The organism is Actinophytocola sp. KF-1, assembly GCF_054661535.1.
The window spans coordinates 1-18408 of record NZ_BAAFVK010000013.1; the positions used below are offsets into that span (position 1 = coordinate 1).

The 18408-nt window shown below is 69.4% G+C and carries 16 protein-coding genes; 7 read left to right on the forward strand and 9 right to left on the reverse strand.

What is annotated here, in order from left to right; all coding sequences use genetic code 11:
- Nucleotides 1–84 precede the first annotated feature (84 nt).
- Genes ACYQ77_RS33530 through ACYQ77_RS33540 form a run of 3 tightly spaced genes read right to left on the reverse strand, consistent with a single transcriptional unit; the run spans nucleotide 85 to nucleotide 4019 of the window.
- A complete protein-coding gene (locus ACYQ77_RS33530; protein ID WP_459718576.1) occupies nucleotides 85–747 on the reverse strand; it encodes a DUF742 domain-containing protein in 663 nt (220 codons plus the stop codon).
- Between the two features lie 12 nt (nucleotides 748–759).
- On the reverse strand, nucleotides 760–1185 hold the full coding sequence (locus ACYQ77_RS33535; RefSeq protein WP_324918553.1) for a roadblock/LC7 domain-containing protein: 426 nt from the start codon (nucleotides 1183–1185) through the stop codon (nucleotides 760–762).
- Nucleotides 1182–4019, reverse strand: coding sequence for a sensor histidine kinase (locus ACYQ77_RS33540; protein WP_459718579.1), 2838 nt, complete (start codon nucleotides 4017–4019; stop codon nucleotides 1182–1184). The genes ACYQ77_RS33535 and ACYQ77_RS33540 overlap by 4 nt, the downstream gene beginning before the upstream one ends.
- Before the next feature lie 779 nt (nucleotides 4020–4798).
- Here ACYQ77_RS33540 and ACYQ77_RS33545 point away from each other — a divergent pair.
- The 6 genes from ACYQ77_RS33545 to ACYQ77_RS33570 are packed head-to-tail and all read left to right on the forward strand — an operon-like array spanning nucleotide 4799 to nucleotide 10312.
- A complete protein-coding gene (locus tag ACYQ77_RS33545) occupies nucleotides 4799–5794 on the forward strand; it encodes an ABC transporter substrate-binding protein (RefSeq protein ID WP_459718582.1) in 996 nt (331 codons plus the stop codon).
- 12 nt (nucleotides 5795–5806) lie between these two features.
- Nucleotides 5807–6571, forward strand: a complete 765-nt coding sequence (locus tag ACYQ77_RS33550; protein ID WP_459718584.1) for an ABC transporter permease — start codon at nucleotides 5807–5809, stop codon at nucleotides 6569–6571.
- Nucleotides 6568–7422, forward strand: a complete 855-nt coding sequence (locus tag ACYQ77_RS33555) for an ABC transporter permease (RefSeq protein ID WP_459718587.1) — start codon at nucleotides 6568–6570, stop codon at nucleotides 7420–7422. Before ACYQ77_RS33550 ends, ACYQ77_RS33555 begins: the two co-directional genes overlap by 4 nt.
- A gap of 8 nt (nucleotides 7423–7430) precedes the next feature.
- The gene (locus ACYQ77_RS33560) at nucleotides 7431–8255 is read left to right on the forward strand and encodes an ABC transporter ATP-binding protein (RefSeq protein ID WP_459718590.1); all 825 of its coding nucleotides are present in this window, start codon (nucleotides 7431–7433) and stop codon (nucleotides 8253–8255) included.
- Between the two features lie 24 nt (nucleotides 8256–8279).
- Nucleotides 8280–8831 carry a UbiX family flavin prenyltransferase gene (locus ACYQ77_RS33565; protein WP_459718593.1) on the forward strand — a complete coding sequence of 184 codons (552 nt, stop codon included), beginning with the start codon at nucleotides 8280–8282 and terminating at the stop codon, nucleotides 8829–8831.
- 2 nt (nucleotides 8832–8833) lie between these two features.
- Entirely contained in the window at nucleotides 8834–10312 is a 1479-nt protein-coding gene (locus tag ACYQ77_RS33570; RefSeq protein WP_459718595.1) for a UbiD family decarboxylase, read from the forward strand.
- 62 nt (nucleotides 10313–10374) lie between these two features.
- On the opposite strand, the gene ACYQ77_RS33575 is transcribed toward ACYQ77_RS33570, so the two are convergent.
- Both ACYQ77_RS33575 and ACYQ77_RS33580 read right to left on the reverse strand, forming a co-directional pair.
- Nucleotides 10375–11163 carry an LppU/SCO3897 family protein gene (locus ACYQ77_RS33575; protein WP_459718598.1) on the reverse strand — a complete coding sequence of 263 codons (789 nt, stop codon included), beginning with the start codon at nucleotides 11161–11163 and terminating at the stop codon, nucleotides 10375–10377.
- A gap of 153 nt (nucleotides 11164–11316) precedes the next feature.
- A complete protein-coding gene (locus tag ACYQ77_RS33580; protein ID WP_459718601.1) occupies nucleotides 11317–12195 on the reverse strand; it encodes an LppU/SCO3897 family protein in 879 nt (292 codons plus the stop codon).
- Between the two features lie 88 nt (nucleotides 12196–12283).
- Between ACYQ77_RS33580 and ACYQ77_RS33585 the strand changes: the two genes are divergently transcribed.
- Entirely contained in the window at nucleotides 12284–13945 is a 1662-nt protein-coding gene (locus ACYQ77_RS33585) for a DNA repair helicase XPB (protein ID WP_459718604.1), read from the forward strand.
- 275 nt (nucleotides 13946–14220) lie between these two features.
- Here the strand turns inward: ACYQ77_RS33585 and ACYQ77_RS33590 are convergent, their stop codons facing one another.
- From ACYQ77_RS33590 to ACYQ77_RS33605, 4 genes are all read right to left on the reverse strand, one after another.
- Entirely contained in the window at nucleotides 14221–14658 is a 438-nt protein-coding gene (locus tag ACYQ77_RS33590) for a PPOX class F420-dependent oxidoreductase (RefSeq protein ID WP_459718607.1), read from the reverse strand.
- Nucleotides 14659–14671: 13 nt separating this feature from the next.
- Nucleotides 14672–15481, reverse strand: coding sequence for a serine hydrolase domain-containing protein (locus ACYQ77_RS33595; protein WP_459718610.1), 810 nt, complete (start codon nucleotides 15479–15481; stop codon nucleotides 14672–14674).
- An 18-nt stretch (nucleotides 15482–15499) separates the two neighbouring features.
- Nucleotides 15500–16630: a CapA family protein gene (locus ACYQ77_RS33600; RefSeq protein ID WP_459718612.1), complete on the reverse strand. Its 1131-nt coding sequence runs from the start codon at nucleotides 16628–16630 to the stop codon at nucleotides 15500–15502.
- 956 nt (nucleotides 16631–17586) lie between these two features.
- A complete protein-coding gene (locus tag ACYQ77_RS33605; protein WP_459718615.1) occupies nucleotides 17587–18402 on the reverse strand; it encodes an SRPBCC family protein in 816 nt (271 codons plus the stop codon).
- Between the last annotated feature and the right edge of the window lie 6 nt (nucleotides 18403–18408).

Genomic DNA, 18408 nt, shown 5'->3' on the forward strand with positions numbered 1-18408 from the left:
TTACCCACCCCGAAACCACCAGCGACCACGATCTTCGCCGAGGTCGTCGGCTGCGGTGCGGACCCGCCACGCTGGCCGAGGGGACTAGAGCCTGCGGAGACCACTGAGCACCCTTTCCATGAATTCGATCGACGGCCGGTCGCCGACGACCATGCCGCTCTGATGGATCAGGACCAGTCCCATACCGGCCATGTCTCCAATCAGCACTCTGGCGACGCCGAGCGGGAGCCGCAGGTGGGCGGCCACCTCCGCGACGGACCTGGTGTCCAGGCACAGGCCGCAGATGGACCTGTGCTCCGGCAGCACCGCCGCGTCCGGCGACTTCCCCCGCTCACTGGTGGACACCAGCGCCTCGATCGCAAGATCATAATCGGACCGGGTGCGGCCGCCCGTCCTGGTGTACGGACGGACCAGCGAACCGGTCTCGTGCGGCGCGGGACCGCCTGCGCTCCTCGCCTCGGCGCCGAGGAACTCCTCGGCGCCCCAGGCCCCGCTGTTGTGCACACCGCTGTTGTAGAGGTTGTTGTGCGCCCCACTGTGGCGAACCCCGCTGTCGGAGATCCCGTCCCGGCCGACCGTGGGAATCTCCTTGCTGTCCCATGTCGACTGCGCCGGAATCCCGGAGTCCCCGTACAGCGTCGCCCCCGGGCCACCGAAAAGCCTGGCCCGGAAGCCGTCGACGTCGAACCTGTTGGGCGCTTCGCCGACGTCGTGCTCGGGGAGGTCCTCCCAACCTTTCTCCGGCATGTCTACTCCCCGTTACCTGCGCTGCGCGCCCTGAAGCTGTGCTCGCAGCTCCGGGGTCATCTGCTGGCCGACCCTCTCGACCAGCAACGTCATCTCGTACGCCACCAGCCCGATGTCGCAGTTCGGCGCCGCCAGCACGGAGAGGCACGAACCGTCGGAGATCGACATCAGGAACAGGTACCCGCGGTCCATCTCGACCACGGTCTGGTTGACGCCTCCCGCCTCGAAGCACCTCGCGGCGCCCTGCGTGAGGCTGACCAGGCCGGACGAGACGGCGGACAGCTGTTCGGCGCGGTCACGTGGCAGTCCCTGGGAACCGGCCAGCAACAGGCCGTCTGCTGACACGACCACGGCGTGCGCCACGCCAGGAACCTGACGGACGAAATCTGTGATAAGCCACCCGAAGCTGCCGGGCTGCTGTGCGGACGCGGTCGTCACTCCTGCTCCTCGTCTTGACGGCTCTGCTCCGAACCGGATTGGTCACCAGCGTATGCCTCGATGAGCGCGTGGCGCCCCCGCCGTACGCCCTGCTGGAAGCTTGACATGCGGCCCCTCACGGCGTCAGCGGAACGTAGCGGAAGCGGCGGCGCCGTGGGCTGCTGCGGCCCGGTCGTCTCCTTCGCCTCGTGTCTCGGCGCGGCCGACCCGGGCACCAGGTGCGCCTTCGGCACCCGCTTGGGCAGGCCGGCGTTGGTGGTGGTGTCCGGAGCCTTGTCCTCGAGCAGCGCCTGTGCGGCGAGCCAGCCGTCGTCACCCGGCGAGGTCCACGGGGTGGGCTCGGCCTGCTCGGCCTCACGCTGCGCGTGGCCGTTGGCGCTCCCATTGTGCCCGTTGCCGTTCACGGCGGTCTCGGCAGCCGACTCGGTCTCCCGCGGCTGGGCGGACCCGGTGTCGGCGGCCTCGAACCACTGCGACAGGACGGCCTCGTAGATGGGCAGGCGCTCGGTCGGCGCGTCCACGTTCAGCTCGGCCTCGGGCGCGGGCGGGGTGCTGCCGGCGTAGGGCTGGTAGGTCGTCGGCTCGTCCGTCGGGGGCTCCGGCAGCGGCGCCCCGAACAGGGCGGTGCCGGTGTCCTCGATGTCGTGGCGGCCGTTCTGCTGGACGGGCGGTTCCGCCGCGGGCACGCCGTTGGCCGTGGTCGCCTCGGCGCCGCCCTCGTACCCGGGGTTGAACGGCGGGTAGCTCGACAGCTCGGCGGGCGTGCGGTCCTGCGCCGTGTCGCCGGGGACCGGCGCGCCCTCGGGGCGGATCCTCGGCATGCCGCCGGTGAACGCGCCCGCGATGCCGCTGTTGCGGGTCGGGGTGTTCGTCGGCGGGTTGAGCTGGGCCTCCGTGCTGGGCTGGTCCGCGATGGCGGCCAGCGAGCCGGTGGTGGACGGCGCCGCCATCGACCTGGGGCTCGCGCCGATCGGCTGCACCAGCTCGGCCGGGACGTTGATGCGGGCGATGAGGCCGCCCTCGATGTCCTCGTTGTCCCGCAGCCGCACGGTGATGTTGTGCCGCTTGGCCAGCCGCGCGACCACGTACAGACCCATTCGCCTGGTCACCGCGACGTCGAGGTCCGGTGGGTCGGCGAGGCGGGCGTTGGTGGCCGCGATCTCGTCCTCCGACATGCCGACGCCCTGGTCGGTGATCTGGATGGCGAGTTCCTTCTTGCGGGTCATGGCCATCCGGACGATGACCTTCTTGTCCGCCGGGGAGAAGAAGGTGGCGTTGTCCAGCAGCTCGGCGATGACGTGCACGAGGTCGGAGACCGCGCGGCCCTGGACCGCGACGTCGGGCGCGGAGGCGACCTCGATGCGGGCGTAGTGCTCGACCTCGGACACGGCCGCGCCGACCACGTCGGAGGCGGGCACCGGCCGCGACAGCTGCCGCGAGAGGCCGGTGCCGGAGAGCACCAGGAGGGACTCCGAGTTCCGCCGCATGCGGGTGGCGAGGTGGTCCAGCTCGAACAGCGAGGCCAGCTGGTCGGGGTCCTGCTCGTCCTGCTCGAGGCGGTCGATCAGGGCGAGCTGGCGTTCGACCAGCGCCTGGGACCGGCGGGAGAGGTTGACGAAGATGGAGTTGATGTTGTCGCGCAGGAGCGCCTGCTCGGTCGCCATCAGGACCGCCTGCTCCTGCACCGCGTCGAAGGAGCGGGCCAGCTGACCCGTTTCCTCCCTGGTGAACACGGGCACGGGTTCGACGGCGTTCTTGGACGCGGCGACGGGGTCCGGGTCGGCGAGGATCCGGCGGACCGTCTGCGGCAGGCGCGAGTACGCGACGTCCAGCGCGTTGGACCGCAGCACGCGCAGCGGCCGGAGCAGCGAGCGCGCCACCAGCAGCGCCAGGAGGACCGCGAGGAGCAGGAACGCGAGGACGATCGCCGCGTCGCGGAGGGTCGCCTCCTGCTGGTCGTTGCGCAGGGTCGCGATCGAGTCCCGCAGGTCGGACAGCTCGCCGAGCTCGATCGTGCGGTACAGGCCGAGCGTGCTCGTGCCCGCCTGCACGACCGTGTTCGGGTCGGCGCCCAGGCTCTGACCGGACTCACCGCGGACGAGGATCTGCTGGCGGTTCTGCTTCAGCTGGTCGACCGCGGGGCCCACCAGCGTGTCGTTCAGGCGCTGGAGTTCGGCGGGCGTCGCGACGTTGTTGAACGTCGCGAGGGCCGAGTCGTGTCGGGCGACGGCCGCCTGGATCTCGTTCAGGTCGTTCGTCTGGATGGTGTTCTGCTGGGCGGCGACCGCGAGGTAGGAGACCTGCTGGGCGATCTGCGCCTTGGCGGTCGCGATCGAGTTCAGCGCGGTCAGGCGCGGGGTCAGCTGGCCGCCACCGACGTCGGTGCGGGCGAGCTGGCCGACCTGCAGGATGCTGGACACGATGTCCGCGTAGATCGAGGCGACGGCGATGCCGTCGAACTCCGAGGAGGTCGCCACGCCGCGCAGCGGCTCGAGGCTTTCGAGCCGGAAGAAGATCTTCTCGTACTCGGTGCGGACGTTCGGCTCGGACTCGCTGAAGAACGCCTCCGCCGCGCTGCGCACGTCGGCGACCGCGTCGTCCGTGGCCTGCTGCTGGGCGTCGATGGGAGCCCGGTCCCCGGCCTTGCTCGCCGCGGCGAACCGGGCGACGACCTGGCCTTCCTTCTGGATCTGGTCGGCCGCGACGTAGACCTTCGAATGCAGCTCCACCTGCTGGAGCAGGTAGTCGAGGTCGTTCGCCTGCTTGATCTGCGTGTACACACGCAGACCGGCGAACGCGAGCGCCGCAAGCGTCGGCACCAGCAGCACGACCATCAGCTTCGTAGGCAGCCGCCACTCACTCAGGCGGAACCGCCTGCGCTTGCCCGGCCGACCCGACGCCTGCTCGGCGCGAATTGCTGCGTTGGCTCGCCGTACGGCGCTGTCGGTCGTACTGTCACCGCCCAACGCACTGTCCCTGGCCACTCCGGACACACTCCCAAGACGCCGTCAGTCAATCGCACACACTTCTATAGCAATCTCACCCGTGTGGCTGACACTGCGGCGCACAGCTTTCCCGTATAGGAAGCACCGGTCAAGGGGACGAGTACCACCACCGCCGTACAGAACGGACCACGGGAGCCCGTTCAGCACGGCGTGACGGGCCCCGACAACCCCTCACCTCGGACCATCACCGCGAGGTACAACGAACCTGCAGGTGGCGCCTTTTGTGCCGGCACGAGCGCCCGTCCGGCCGAAGATCCACCACCCCGTCCGGGATGGACTGGACCAGTCCAAACTCTTGACGCTTGCAAAGTGGCAGACGACACACTCATACCGGATGCTCGCCGCTGCTCCTAGACTACCGGGCCATAGCGACGAGACAGTCACTCTTTGTGATTGCCAGTTGTTGACAGTACCCGAACGGGTGGCTATACCTCCGGGCGGGTATACAACAGGTCGCCCTTTAACACGGTGCAGGGGCAGCCCGTGGAAGAGGGACATTTCCCACGCTCTGATCGCCGCACAAATTCAAGGCAGGAGACGGCAAGACAATGAATCGTCCAGGCAGAGTCGGACGGACCAGGCGCGGGTCCGTCCGCGCGGTCGGGCTGTTGGCGACCCTCCTCGCGGCCTCCCTCACGGCAGGCTGTGGCCTCTTCGGTGGTTCCGACGAGGCGGAGGGCTCCGGCGACAACACGACCGCGGCCAAGGGGCCACTGGAGCAGACCACCCTCAAGGTCGGTGTCATGGTCGGCATCGACTGCGCGGGTCCTCAGCTCGCGCTCCTCAACGACGCCTTCGCCGACGAGGGCCTCAAGATCGAGGCCCAGACCGTGCAGAGTGGTGCGATCGCGATCCCGCAGCTCGCCGCGGGCGACCTCGACATCACCTTCGGCAACTGGGTCTCCTTCATCAAGGCCCAGGCCGCCGGCGCCGTCGACATGAAGTTCATCAGCGAGTCGTACCTGTCGACCCCCAACAGCAACTTCGCCGTCATCGCGGGCAAGGACTCGCAGATCGACAGCCCGAAGGACCTCGAGGGCAAGAAGATCGCGGTCAACGCGAAGGGCAACATCAACGAGCTGCTGCTCCGCGCCGTGCTCGACGCGAACGACGTGGACTTCAACAAGATCAAGGACAACCTGGTCGAGATGCCGTTCCCGAACATGGCGTCCGCGATCCAGAACGGCCAGATCGACGCGGCGGCGACCATCGACCCGTTCGTCACCGCGGCGCAGAAGGACATCGGCGCGAAGATCGTCTTCGACATGACCGGTGCGGGCCCGACCGAGAACTTCCCGCTGTCCGGCTTCGCCGTGACCAAGGAGTTCGCGGACAAGAACCCGAACACCGTCGCCGCCTTCCAGCGGGCGCTGCTCAAGGGCCAGCAGCTGGCCGCTGACCGCAGCAAGGTCGAGGAGGCGCTGCCGAAGTACGCCAAGATGGACCCGCAGACCGCGGCCATCGTCAAGATCGGCCAGTTCCCGACCACGATCGACCCGAAGCGCATCCAGCGCGTCGCCGACCTGCTGGTGACGTACAAGATGATGCCGAAGAAGCTCGACGTCGAGCCCATGGTCGTGCCGATGCCGTCCGAGAACGGTTAGTCACCGATCCGGATGTCACGCCTGGTCAGAAACACCCTCGGAACGGTCGGCGTGCTCGCGGTGTGCGAGCTCGTCGGCCGTTCCGGCTTGGTCGACCCCGACCAGCTGCCGCCACCATCGGTGATCGGCACGCGGCTGGTCGAGATGTTCAACGACTACGAGTTCTCCGTCGACGTGGTCGAGACGGTCTCCAGCTGGGCGATCGCGATCGTCATCGCGACGCTCATCGCGGTCCCGCTCGGCATCCTGTTCGGCAGCGTGCCGATCATCGGCTCCGCCACCAGCGCCATCGTCGAGTTCCTGCGGCCGATCCCGTCGGTCGCGCTGATCCCGCTGGCGCTGATCGCGTTCGGCGACTCCGGGGACGCCAAGATCGCGCTGGCCGTGTTCGGCGCCGTGTGGCCGATCCTGTTCAACACCGTGCACGCGATCGGCGACATCGACCCGGTGCAGATCAACACGGCGAAGGCGTTCAACCTGACGCGACGGCAGATGTTGACGCAGGTCAAGCTGCCCGCCATCGCTCCGTTCGTGCTCACCGGCGTGCGGATCTCGGCGGCGATCGCCCTGATCCTCGTGGTGAGCACCGAGGTGCTCGCGGGCAGCGCGGGCGGCCTCGGCAGCTTCATCACCGAGACCGGCACGGGCGGCGCCCAGATGGACCTCGCGATCGCGGGCACCTTCGTCGCGGGCGTGATCGGGTTCGTGATCAACATGATCTTCGAGTGGGTCCAGCGGCGCTGGGTCAACTGGTCGGACGGGGACCGCACACGATGACCGTCACAGCCGAAACCACGGAGAAGAAGGTCACACCGAGGCCCCCCGGACGGCGCCGCAGGGCGCTCGGGGCGCTCGGCAAGTGGGTCGTGTTCGCCTGCTTCGTCGCGGTGTGGCAGGTCGCCACGGTGCTCGCGGAGGACCCGTTCTTCCCGCCGCCCGCGACCATCGGCAGGACCATGGTCGACCTGTGGCTCTCGGGGCCCGCGTCGCAGCTGTGGCTGTCCGACGCGGTGTTCAACGACGTCGTCCCCAGCGTGTTGCGCCTGCTCAGCGGCTGGGCGGCGGCCGGGATCGCCGGCATCGTGCTCGGCCTCATGCTGGGCCGGTCGGACAAGCTGCACGACTACTTCTCGCCGACCATCTCGTTCCTGCGGTCGATCCCGCCACCGGCGCTGCTGCCGGTGTTCCTGGTGCTGTTCCCCATCGGCACCCCCATGCAGCTCGCCACCATCGTCTTCGGCGTGATCTGGCCGGTGCTGCTCAACACCATTGACGGTGCGCATACGCTGGACGAGACGGTTGTCGAGACGACCAGGAGCATGCGGCTGTCGAAGCCTCGGTTCCTCGCCACCGTGGTGCTCCCGGCAGCGTTGCCGAAGATCTTCGCCGGCCTGCGGGTGAGCTTGTCGCTCGCGCTGATCCTGATGGTCATCTCGGAGCTGGTCGGCTCGACCAACGGCATCGGATACCAGATGATCAGCGACCAACGGGACTTCGCGTTCACCGAGATGTGGGCCGCAATCGTTCTGCTTGGCATACTCGGATATGTCCTGAATGTACTGCTGCTCGCCGTGCAGAACCGGGTGATCGGCTGGCACACCAGGTCGAAGAGTCTCACCGGGAGGTAGACCGTCCCATGCTGGACGTGACCGGCATCAGCCACACCTACGGGTCGGGCGCGAAGGCACACACCGCGCTCGGCGACATCACCTTCTCCGTGGAGAAGGGTGAGATCGTCTGCATCGTCGGGCCGTCCGGCTGCGGGAAGTCGACCCTCCTGCGGGCCGTGTCCGGCCTGCTCACGCCCACCGAGGGCGAGTCGCGGTTCATGGGCCAGGTCATCAAGGCCGTCCCCCACGAGCTGGCGTTCGTGTTCCAGGAATACAGCAAGTCACTGTTCCCGTGGCTCACCGTGCGCGGCAACGTGGCCTTCCCGCTGAAGGCGCAGGGCATGCCCCGCAAGAAGCGGGACCAGGTCGTCGACGAGGCCCTGGGCTGGGTGGGGCTCGCCGACGCCGTCGAGAAGTACCCCTGGCAGCTGTCGGGCGGCATGCAGCAGCGCGTGGCGATCGCCCGCGCGCTGGTCTGCCAGCCCGCGCTGCTCATGATGGACGAGCCGTTCGCGTCCGTGGACGCCCAGACCAGGGCCGAGCTCGAGGACCTGCTGCTGCGGGTGCGCCGCGAGTACGACACCACGGTTCTGCTGGTCACCCACGACATCGACGAGAGCGTCTACCTGTCCGACCGGGTGCTGGTGCTGTCCAAGGCACCCAGCACCGTCGTGTCCACGTTGCCCGTGCCGCTCGGCGCGGAACGCGACCAGATCACGACCAAGGAGACCGACGAGTTCGTCCACCTGCGCGGCGAAGTGGCCCGTTTGCTGCGTTACGGCACCGCTGGCGAACACGACGAAGTCGAAGAGCCCGAAGAAGCGGTGCCGGTAGAAGCAGCTGCGGAGTAAGCCATGTCCATATCCTCGAGACGCATGGTCGTCGGCATCTCCGGCGCGTCCGGTTCGGTCTACGGCATCAGGCTGCTGGAGGCGCTGCGGAAGGTCGACGTCGAGACCCACCTGGTGATCAGCCGCAGCGGCAAGCGGACCATCTTCGAGGAGACGAACCTCAAGCTCGAGGACGTGCGCTCGCTCGCGGACGTGTACTACCCCAGCGACGACATCGGCGCCGCCATCTCGTCCGGGTCGTTCCGGACGATGGGGATGGTCGTCGCGCCGTGCTCGATCCGCTCGCTGTCGGAGATCGCGTACGGCAACACCACCAGCCTGCTGACCAGGGCCGTGGACGTCGCGCTGAAGGAACGCCGCAAGGTGGTCCTGATGTGCCGCGAGACCCCGCTGCGGATCGCGCACCTCAAGGCCATGCAGGCCGCGGCCGAGGACGGCGCGCTGATCATGCCGCCGGTGCCCGCGTTCTACACGCGGCCCGAGTCGCTCGACGACATCATCGACCACACCATTGGACGGGTGCTGGACTACTTCGACATCGAGACGGACCTCGTCCGTAGATGGGGAGAAGACTGAACATGCCGGTTAGCCCTCTGCACGACCTGGGCGTCATCATCGAGACGCTCGACAAGGCCGGGCAGCTGATCAGGGTGCGGTCCGAGGTCGACCCGGTGCACCAGCTGGCCAGCGTCGCGGCCCACTTCGAGGGCAAGGCGCAGGCCGTGCTCTTCGAGAAGGTGCGCGGGCAGGAACACCCGGTGTTCACCGGCCTGTACTGGTCGAGGGAGCTGCTCGCGAAGCTGATCGGCACCGAGGAGAAGAAGCTCGCGACCCACATCGCCGGCAAGGTCCAGCAGTGGCAGAACGACCCGTTCGACAAGGCGGTCGAGCCGCTGGTGGTCGAGACCGGGCCGGTGAAGGAGTACACGCAGCCGGTCGTCGACCTGTTCAAGCTGCCGATCCCCACGCACGCGGAACTGGACGGCGGCCCGTACATCGACGCGGGCGTGGTCGTGGTGACCGACCCCGAGACCGGCGTGCGCAACGCCTCCATCCAGCGGTTCATGCTGGTGGACGCCGACCGGCTGCACATCAACATCGACGCCGGCCGCCACCTGCAGATGGCGCTGGAGCACGCGAAGGAACGCGGCGAGACGCTCAAGTTCTCGCTGAACATCGGCGTCGGCCCGGGCGTGCACTTCGCGGCGGTCACGCCGGCCGAGGCGGCCCCGCCGGACACCGACGAGCTCGGCATCGCGTCGGTGTTCCACGGCGACCCGGTCGAGCTGGTGCGCGGTGACCTGCCCGGCGTCGAGATGATCGCGCACGCCATGTACTCGCTGGAGTGCGAGATCGTGCCCGGCGAGGTTGCCGACGAGGGCCCGTTCGCGGAGGTCACCGGCTACTACGCGCGGGTCGCGCCGCGGCCGGTCGTGCACGTGAAGGCCGTCCACCACCGCGCCAACCCGATCTTCCAGACCATCATCTGCGGCAAGGAGGTGTGGAACTCGGCGGGCGTGCTCGGCGAGGCCTCCGTGCTGTCGTCGGTGAAGAAGCAGGTGCCGGGCATCCTCGACGTCTACTTCCCGCACGGTGGCTGCGGTTTCTACCACGCGGTCGTGCAGATCCAGCAGAAGCGGGCCGGCTGGGCGCAGCTCGCGGTGATGTCCGCGTTCGCGGCGTTCCCGCCGCTGAAGATGGTCACCGTGGTGGACGAGGACGTGAACATCCGGGACGCCTCCGACGTCGAGTGGGCGCTCACCACCCGCCTCAACCCGACCACCGGCGTGATCACCGTGCCGGACGCGTTCGGCCACGGCCTGAACCCGAGCTTCCCCGACTACTTCGGCGCGAAGATCGGCTTCAACGCCACCCACCCGTTCCCGAAGACCTACGCCTACGAGCGGGTGCGGCTGAAGGAGTTCTCCATCGACGGCCTGGACATCGACGTCCCGGAGCCGCAGGTGTCGCGGCCGTCCGCGGTCGACAAGTGGACCGCGGCGGAGCGGGCCGAGCACGGTACGCCCGCGCGACGCAGCAGCGGCGCGATCATGTAGACCCCGCAACGGAAGCGGGGCTCCCGGATCGAATCCGGGAGCCCCGCTTTCGTTGGTGGCGCTCAGGCCTGGCCCTCCTGCGGCGGACCGAAGCACTGCACGGTCGGGGGCTCCGCGTAGACGTAGCCGTCCTCGGTGCCCTCCGGGCACCCCGCGGGGTCGGTGGTGCCGGTGAGCACCTTGGTGACCTTGAAGGTCGCCTCCGAGCTGCCGCAGTCGACCTTCTTGTCGGCGTCGCCCTGGGCGAAGCAGTCGCCCTCCTTGGCGTTCAGGATCAGGCACAGCGTCAGGTCGCCGCGGCCGGACTCCGTGTAGGACACGTAGTTGCTGTTGTCCGCGTCGGGGCAGGTCGCCGTGCTGTCGTCGAACGTGGCGGCCACCTTGTACGCCGCGTTCGGGTCGTTGCAGTCGATCTTCTCGACGTCCGCGTTCACCGAGCTGGCGTTGTTGACCTTGATGCAGTCACCGACGGCGGCGCTGGAGGCCGACTTGCCCCAGTTGATGATCGCGAACACCGCGACGACCGCGATGACCACGACACCGATGCCGATCTTGATGAACTTGCCCTTGTTGCTGGGCTTCGCGGCGGACGGCGGCGGGGGCGGCGTCGCGTAGCCGACCGGCGGCGCACCACCGGGACCGGCGGGACCACCGGGGCCCTGCGGCGGCGGGGCGCCGAACGGCTGCCCCTGCGGCGGCGGACCACCGAACGGCTGCCCCTGCGGGGGCGGGCCGCCGTAGGGCTGCCCACCGGGCGGGGTGTGGGGCGGCGGGCCACCGTACGGCTGTCCCTGCGGCGGACCGTATGGCCCCTGTGGACCACCCGGCGGCGGGTAGTTCGGAGAGTTCATGTGCACCCCTCGCACAAAGTGCCGACAAAAAGGAAGTCTCGGTTCGAGAGCAGCAATCTACGCGACTCCACCGGCACTCGTGTGCCACCCCGGCAAACTCTTGCGGGGAAGCACCGTCCGTCATCGAACGGTCGCGGAAGGATGCCGAACGCCTTACCCGGTAGGCGATCCGAGGCAGATCGTGAGCGGCGGCCGGGGGTAGGTGATGACGTCCGTGGTCGGGTCGGCGCACTTCGTTTCGTCGTCCACACCGTCGAGCACGTCGACCACCTTGTAGGTGGCGTCGGCCGCGGTGCACGCCACGCGTGTGTCCTCGGTGTCGGTCACCGCGAGGCAGTCGCCCTTGGCCACGTTCAGCTGGAGGCACAGCAGCAGCTTGCCTTCTTCGGTGTAGGAGACGTACTGGTCGTTCGGGCAGGACTCGGTGTCCGTCTCCTCACGCGTCGCGACCTTGTACATCGCATCCGGGAGCGAGCAGTCGACGGTCTCCACGTCCGCGTTGGTGGCGCTGGCGACGTTGACCTTGATGCAGTCCCCGGGCTGGGCGTCGATGGCCTCGCCGGGCTCGACCGTCTCCTCGGTGGCGGTTTCCTCGACCGCGGTGGTCTCCCCTTCTGAGGAGTCCGTTTTGTCCGGTGCCGAGGTGGACGTGCCACCGCCCGCGCTGTTGTTGCCGCCGTCGTCCTTCGTGGCGAGGTACAGGCCGACGCCGGAGCCGCCCAGGACCAGCAGCGCGATCGCGACGATGGCGACGACCACGCCGGTGTTCTTCTTCGGCGGTTCGGGCGGCGGCCCGCCGAAGCCGCCCGCACCCGGCCACTGCTGGGTGGCGCCCCACTGGCCGCCGTACGGGTTCTGCTGGGCGCCGCCGAACTGCTGGGTCTGTTCGTTGGCGCCGGGGAACTGACCGCCGTACTGTGGCTGTCCGTACTGCGGTTGGCCCTGCGGTCTCTGCTGGCCGTAGCCTCCCTGCCCATAGGGGTTCTGGCTGGGCTGCCCGTACGGCCCCGGCTGGTAGGGAGGCGTCGTCATGCACCGCAATCTAGCGTTGCGGGATTGAATGCGACGAGCCGGTTGTTGTGACATTTGCGATGCCGAAGCCGAGGGGAAATTCCGAGAAGTGACCGACGGCCCACTGATCGTCCAGTCCGACAAGACGCTGCTGCTCGAGGTCGACCACCCGCGGGCGGACGACGCGCGGATCGCCATCGCGCCGTTCGCCGAGCTGGAACGCGCGCCGGAACACGTGCACACGTACCGTGTCACCCCGCTCGCGCTGTGGAACGCCCGCGCCGCGGGGCACGACGCCGAGCAGGTCGTCGACGCCCTCACCGTGTACTCGCGGTACCCGGTGCCGCAGCCGCTGCTCATCGACATCGTCGACACGATGGGCCGGTTCGGCAGGCTGCAGATCACCAACCACCCCGCGCACGGTCTCGTGATGACCACGATCGACCGCGCGGTGCTCGAGGAAGTGCTGCGGCACAAGAAGATCGCGCCGATGCTCGGCGCCCGCATCGACGACGACACGGTGATCGTGCACCCGTCGGAACGCGGCAGGCTCAAGCAGATGCTGCTGAAGGTCGGCTGGCCGGCAGAGGACCTCGCCGGGTACGTCGACGGTGAGCACCACCCGATCGAGCTGGCGGAGAACGGCTGGGCGCTGCGGGACTACCAGCGCAAGGCCGCGGAGGCGTTCTGGGCCGGTGGTTCCGGCGTGGTCGTGCTGCCGTGCGGCGCGGGCAAGACGCTCGTCGGCGCCGCGGCGATGGCGCACGCGAAGGCGACGACGCTGATCCTCGTCACGAACACGGTCGCGGGCAGGCAGTGGAAGCGTGAGCTGATCGCGCGGACGTCGCTGACCGAGGAGGAGATCGGCGAGTACTCCGGTGAGCGCAAGGAGATCCGCCCGGTCACCATCGCCACGTACCAGGTGATGACCCGCAAGTCGAAGGGCGAGTACCGGCACCTGGACCTGTTCGACTCGCGCGACTGGGGTCTCGTCGTGTACGACGAGGTGCACCTGCTGCCGGCGCCGGTGTTCCGCATGACCGCCGACCTGCAGTCCCGCCGCCGCCTCGGCCTGACGGCCACGCTGGTGCGCGAGGACGGCCGCGAGGGTGACGTGTTCTCGCTGATCGGCCCGAAGCGCTACGACGTGCCGTGGCGCGACATCGAGGCGCAGGGCTGGATCGCGCCCGCGGAGTGCATCGAGGTCCGCGTGACGCTGACCGACGCGGAACGGCTGTCGTACGCCACCGCCGAGCCGGAGGAGCGGTACAAGCTCTGCTCCACTGTGGACACGAAGATCCCGGTGGTGAAGAAGATCCTGGAGAAGCACCCGGACGAGCCGACGCTGGTCATCGGCGCGTACCTGGACCAGCTCGAGATGCTCGGCGCCGAGCTGGACGCCCCGGTCATCCAGGGCTCGACCCGCAACGCGGAACGCGAACGCCTCTTCGACCGGTTCCGCAGCGGGGAGCTGCGCACGCTCGTGGTGTCGAAGGTCGCGAACTTCTCCATCGACCTGCCGGAGGCCACGGTCGCGGTGCAGGTGTCGGGGACGTTCGGGTCGCGGCAGGAGGAGGCGCAGCGGCTGGGCCGCATCCTGCGCCCGAAGGAGGACGGCCGCCAGGCCCACTTCTACTCGGTGGTGTCCCGCGACACCCTGGACACCGACTACGCGGCGCACCGCCAGCGCTTCCTGGCCGAACAGGGCTACGCGTACACGATCCAGGACGCGGACGACTTCCTCGGCCCGCAACTCCCGTCGGTGGGCTGACCGCGCTCGTCACCGCCGCAGCCGCGGCGGCGCACCCTCGCCCTGCTCACCAACCGCCGGATCGCAACCCCACCCGATCCCGGGGCACCCGCCACCGAAACCGCCGGATGGCAAACCCCACCCGATCCCGGGGGCCACCCGCCTTGCCAGTCTACCAGGGGGTACCGACAAACCCGGTGTTGTCGATCTTGCCTGTGGACAACTCACCGGGCTGTGGACAACTCCGCGGCAGCATGACTGCGCCTGCCTGCTGGTGACCACCGCGAGCCATGCCGTCAGTCGGCGATCTCGGCCAGGGCGACGACCTTCGTGATGCGGGCGCGGATCAGCAGCTCGCCGGGCACGGCGTTGCGCTTCCCGAACGCCTCCGCCGCGTCGGCGCCCATGTAGCGGCCGCCGAGGCGGGTGGCCCAGCCGAGCATCTCGTCGAGGTCCTCGGAGATCGTCGCCTCCGCCTGGAACTGCACGAACGAGAACGGTGGCTCCTCGACGTCCACGACCATCGACAGGCGCGGGTCCCGTTTGATCGCGTACCCCTTGACGGTGTCGGCGCCCGTCGTGAACACGATGTGGTCCCCGTCGTCGGCGGTGTCGATCAGGAACCAGATCGGCGCCACGTGCGGTGAGCCGTCCTTGCGCACCGTCGCGAGCTTGCCGGTCCGCGTGCCGTGCATGACGAAGGCGAGCCACTCGTCTCTGTCCATGTGGTACATGGACCACATCCTGCTACAGCTCGGCGAGCACCGCGTCCGTGAAGTCCGGCCACGTGTCGATGGCCCACTGGCCGAAGTCGCGGTCCGCCAGGGCAACGCACGCGGCACCGGCGTCCGGGTCGACCCACAGGAACGTGCCGGACTGTCCGAAGTGGCCGAAGGTGGCCGGGGAGCTGTTCTTCCCCGTCCAGTGTGGATCCTTGTGGTCGCGGATCTCGAAGCCGAGCCCCCAGTCGTTGTCCTTCTGGTAGCCGTAGCCCGGCAGCACGCCGGACAGCCCGGGGAACGCGACCGAGGTCGCCTCGTCCACAGTGGAGCGGGAGACGAGCGTCGGCGACTGGAGTTCCGCGGCGAACCGCGCCAGGTCGGCGCACGTGGACACGCCGCCCGCGCCCGCGCCGCCCGCGAGCCGCGACGACTCCATGCCGAGCGGGGCGAGCACCGCCTCGGTGAGGTACTCGGCGAACGGGATGCCGGACGCCTCGTGGATGGCGTCGGCCAGCACCTCGAAGCCCGAGTTCGAGTACATCCGCCGGGTGCCCGGCTTGGCCATCACCTTGTGCTCGTCGAACGCGAGCCCCGAAGTGTGCGCGATCAGGTGCCGCACCGTCGAACCCTCCGGCCCGGCGGGCTGGTCCCACTCGACCGCGCCCTCCTCGACGGCCACCAGCGTCGCGTACGCCGTGAGCAGCTTCGTCACCGACGCCAGTCTGAACTCGCGTTCCTGCGGGCCGGCGGAACCCAGCACGTCACCCGACGCGGACACCACCGCGACCGCCGCGTTGTCGACCGGCCAGTCGGCGACCGCACGCACACTCTCCATGGGATCGACGTTACGACCTCACGGCCGCGTGAGTCCCGGCGGGTCGAGCGACATCACCACGCCGTCGGTGCGCTCGAGCGCCTCCTGCTTGCGGCCGGGGTCGACGTCGGCGGTCGTCAGGTCGACCAGGCGGATGGGCGGCCCGAGGTCGACGAGCGTGGGGATGTACTCGGCCTTGTCGACGTGCCAGCCGCCGCCGGACTTGGTGAACCGGAAGCGCGCGATCAGGCCCTCCTCGGTGGTGCCGCGCGGTTCCTCGTGCTTGGCGACGGAGTTGCCGAGCCCGTAGGCGACCCACTTGCCGCCGAACTTCTCGAACGGCTGCACCACGTGCGCGTGGTGCCCGACGATCAGGTCGACGGCCGGGTCGGCGAGCACCTGCTCGGCGATCGACCGCTGGTCGGCGGTGGGTTCGTGCTGGTCCTCGATGCCCCAGTGCAGGCTGGCGATCACCACCTCGGCGCCCGCGGCCCGCGCCTTCCGCGCCGCGTCGAGCACACCGTCGACGGAGATCTCGTTCCCCATCCACGGCTCGGGCTCCTCGGTGCCCTGGTTGTAGTCGAAGGTGAACGAGACCTGGCCGACCTTGACCCCGTTGACCTCGGTGATCAGCGGCCGCGCCGCCTCCTCCTGGGTGCGAGCGGACCCGGTGTGCCCGATCTTGGCGGCGTCGAGCGCGTCGAGCGTGGTGCGCGCACCGTCGGCACCGTGGTCGAAGGTGTGGTTGGAGGCGGTGGAGCACGTGTCGTACCCGGTGGCGGCGACGGCCTCGGCGACCTCGGGCGGCGCGTAGAACAGGGGGTACCCCTGGAAGGGCCCGTCGGCGGTCGCCAGCGGCACCTCCATGTGGCAGATCGCGAGGTCAGCGGCCTCGATGACGGGCTTGATACCCGCGAAGAGCGGCTTGAAGTCGCGCGCCCCGCCCCCGTCCTCCTCGGCCTGCGCGGTGAGCGCCGGGTGGATCAACACGTCCCCGGTCGCGACGACGGTGAAGCTGTTGGCCGGTTTCGCCGCGGGGTGCTCCCGCGGGGTGACGGTCGCGGGGTGAAAGGGCGGCACGGGTTCGCCGGCCCGAGCAGGCGCACCAGCACACCCGGCGACGACGAGCGCCACCCCGCAGATCCCGACCATCCGCCGCACCCGCGCCATAGTGCCGGGCCACGGGTCGGGGCTCAAGCCTGCGGGCGGGGCGGCCGCCGGCCCCCGATCACCAGCCTACCGGCGAGCACCGACAGTTTCTGCTGGTCAGGGCCCTGCTGTGGACAACTGACCGACCTGTGGACAACCTCGGCGGATCGACGCGATCCAGCCGGTTGCTGTCGGTGCCATGCCGTAGCGTGGTTCGAGGGGGCCGGAGGCCACGCCGACCAGCATCGAGAGCACAGCCGACCTGCCGGAACCCGTGTTCAAGCAGCCGGATGCCGCACCAGCGTCGGCATCCACCGTGACGTCCGCGCCACGGAACAGCGGCCTGCCCCAAGGCCAACAGACCCGCGTTCACAGGGCCGGAAACCACGTTCGGCTCACACGGCAACCGGCGCGCGGCATCTCTCGGCGCACCCGGAACGATCACCCGCACCACGCACAGCTCTGCCGCACCCACGGCCGCCGCAGACCACCGGCACCGTGACCACCGCCGCGACGCGTAGCCACGGAACTGGCTGACGCCGCGTACCAGGGCCGGAGGCGAAGCCGGGCTCACCATGGGAACCGGCGCGCGGCATCAACGGCGGCCATTGGCGCATCCGGGCATCTGCCACAGCCCTGGCTGAACCCCGTGTTCAAGGGCGGAGGCCACGCCGGGCTCACCGCGACAACCGGGGGTCACACCCAACCCGCGACCTCCGTCCCGGAACAGCGCCCTGCACCGAGCCGAACCCCAGCCTGTGGACAGCTGCCCACGAAGCCGCAGGAACTGTCGGTGCCATGCCGTAGCGTGGTTCGAGGGGGCCGGAGGCCACGCGACATCCGGCGAGACGCGTCAATCGGCGACAGGAACGGCGACCACACCCGAACCCACGCCTACGAACCACAGCTCCCGCCGAAGCAGCGGGCACTGTCGGTGCCATGCCGTAGCGTCGAACCGGGGGCCGGAGGCCACGCCGTCAGCGACGGCGGCGGCGGGCGGCCAGGAAGCCCAGCACCGCGGCGAGGATCACCGCCAGTGGCACCGCTCTCTTGAGCACCGACGGGCCCGCGAACGCGAGCAGGTCGATCGGCTCGTTTTCGGGGGTCGCCGGTTCGGGGACGGCGGTCAGCTTGGGGCGGGCCGGGGCGTGTTCCGCTGCCGCTTCTCCCGCTTCGCGGCCTGTGGCGACCGCGTCCGCCGCCGCGGCGGACGGGAGTGGGGCCGGTGCGCCGCCCTCCGCTGTCGGGAGTTGGGCCGTGGGTGCCGCTTCCGCCGCCGACGGGGCCTCCGGGCGTTCCTTCTCCACCACCGACAGCTTCGGGGTCTCGGCGGCCTCCGCCGGGGTGGTCGACGCGGCCAGTTTCGACGCCAGGCAGGTGGCGAAGGAGTCCAGGATCTTGCCGCCGACCTCGGAGATGAGCCCTCGGCCGAACTGGGCCGGTTTGCCGGTGATCGACAGGTCGGTCTGCACGGCACCGCGGGTGGCGGCGCCGTCGGCGGTCAGCGACACCGTCACGGTCGCGGCGGCGGTGCCGTTGCCCCTGGCGTCCTTGCCGGACGCCTTGATCACGACCGTCCTGGCCTCGGCGTCCTTGGACAGGAACTCGCCGGTGCCCTTGTACAGCAACGAAATCGGGCCGAGTTTGACCTTGACGGAGCCCTTGAAGTTGTCGCCGTCCACTTCCGTGAGGGTGGCGCCGGGCATGCACGGCGCCACGCGCTCCGGGTCGAGCACCGCCTCCCAGACGGTGTCGATGTCGGCCGGCACGGTGAACGAGTGCTCCAGCTTCACTGTTCC

Bases quoted from the DNA above. Each gene is read 5' to 3' on its own strand.
- ACYQ77_RS33530 (WP_459718576.1), bottom strand. From the start codon at position 747: ATGCCGGAGAAAGGTTGGGAGGACCTCCCCGAGCACGACGTCGGCGAA.
- ACYQ77_RS33540 (WP_459718579.1), bottom strand. From the start codon at position 4,019: ATGGTCGTGCTGCTGGTGCCGACGCTTGCGGCGCTCGCGTTCGCCGGT.
- ACYQ77_RS33550 (WP_459718584.1), top strand. From the start codon at position 5,807: ATGTCACGCCTGGTCAGAAACACCCTCGGAACGGTCGGCGTGCTCGCG.
- ACYQ77_RS33555 (WP_459718587.1), top strand. From the start codon at position 6,568: ATGACCGTCACAGCCGAAACCACGGAGAAGAAGGTCACACCGAGGCCC.
- ACYQ77_RS33560 (WP_459718590.1), top strand. From the start codon at position 7,431: ATGCTGGACGTGACCGGCATCAGCCACACCTACGGGTCGGGCGCGAAG.
- ACYQ77_RS33565 (WP_459718593.1), top strand. From the start codon at position 8,280: ATGGTCGTCGGCATCTCCGGCGCGTCCGGTTCGGTCTACGGCATCAGG.
- ACYQ77_RS33570 (WP_459718595.1), top strand. From the start codon at position 8,834: ATGCCGGTTAGCCCTCTGCACGACCTGGGCGTCATCATCGAGACGCTC.
- ACYQ77_RS33575 (WP_459718598.1), bottom strand. From the start codon at position 11,163: ATGAACTCTCCGAACTACCCGCCGCCGGGTGGTCCACAGGGGCCATAC.
- ACYQ77_RS33580 (WP_459718601.1), bottom strand. From the start codon at position 12,195: ATGACGACGCCTCCCTACCAGCCGGGGCCGTACGGGCAGCCCAGCCAG.
- ACYQ77_RS33590 (WP_459718607.1), bottom strand. From the start codon at position 14,658: ATGTACCACATGGACAGAGACGAGTGGCTCGCCTTCGTCATGCACGGC.
- ACYQ77_RS33595 (WP_459718610.1), bottom strand. From the start codon at position 15,481: ATGGAGAGTGTGCGTGCGGTCGCCGACTGGCCGGTCGACAACGCGGCG.
- ACYQ77_RS33600 (WP_459718612.1), bottom strand. From the start codon at position 16,630: ATGGCGCGGGTGCGGCGGATGGTCGGGATCTGCGGGGTGGCGCTCGTC.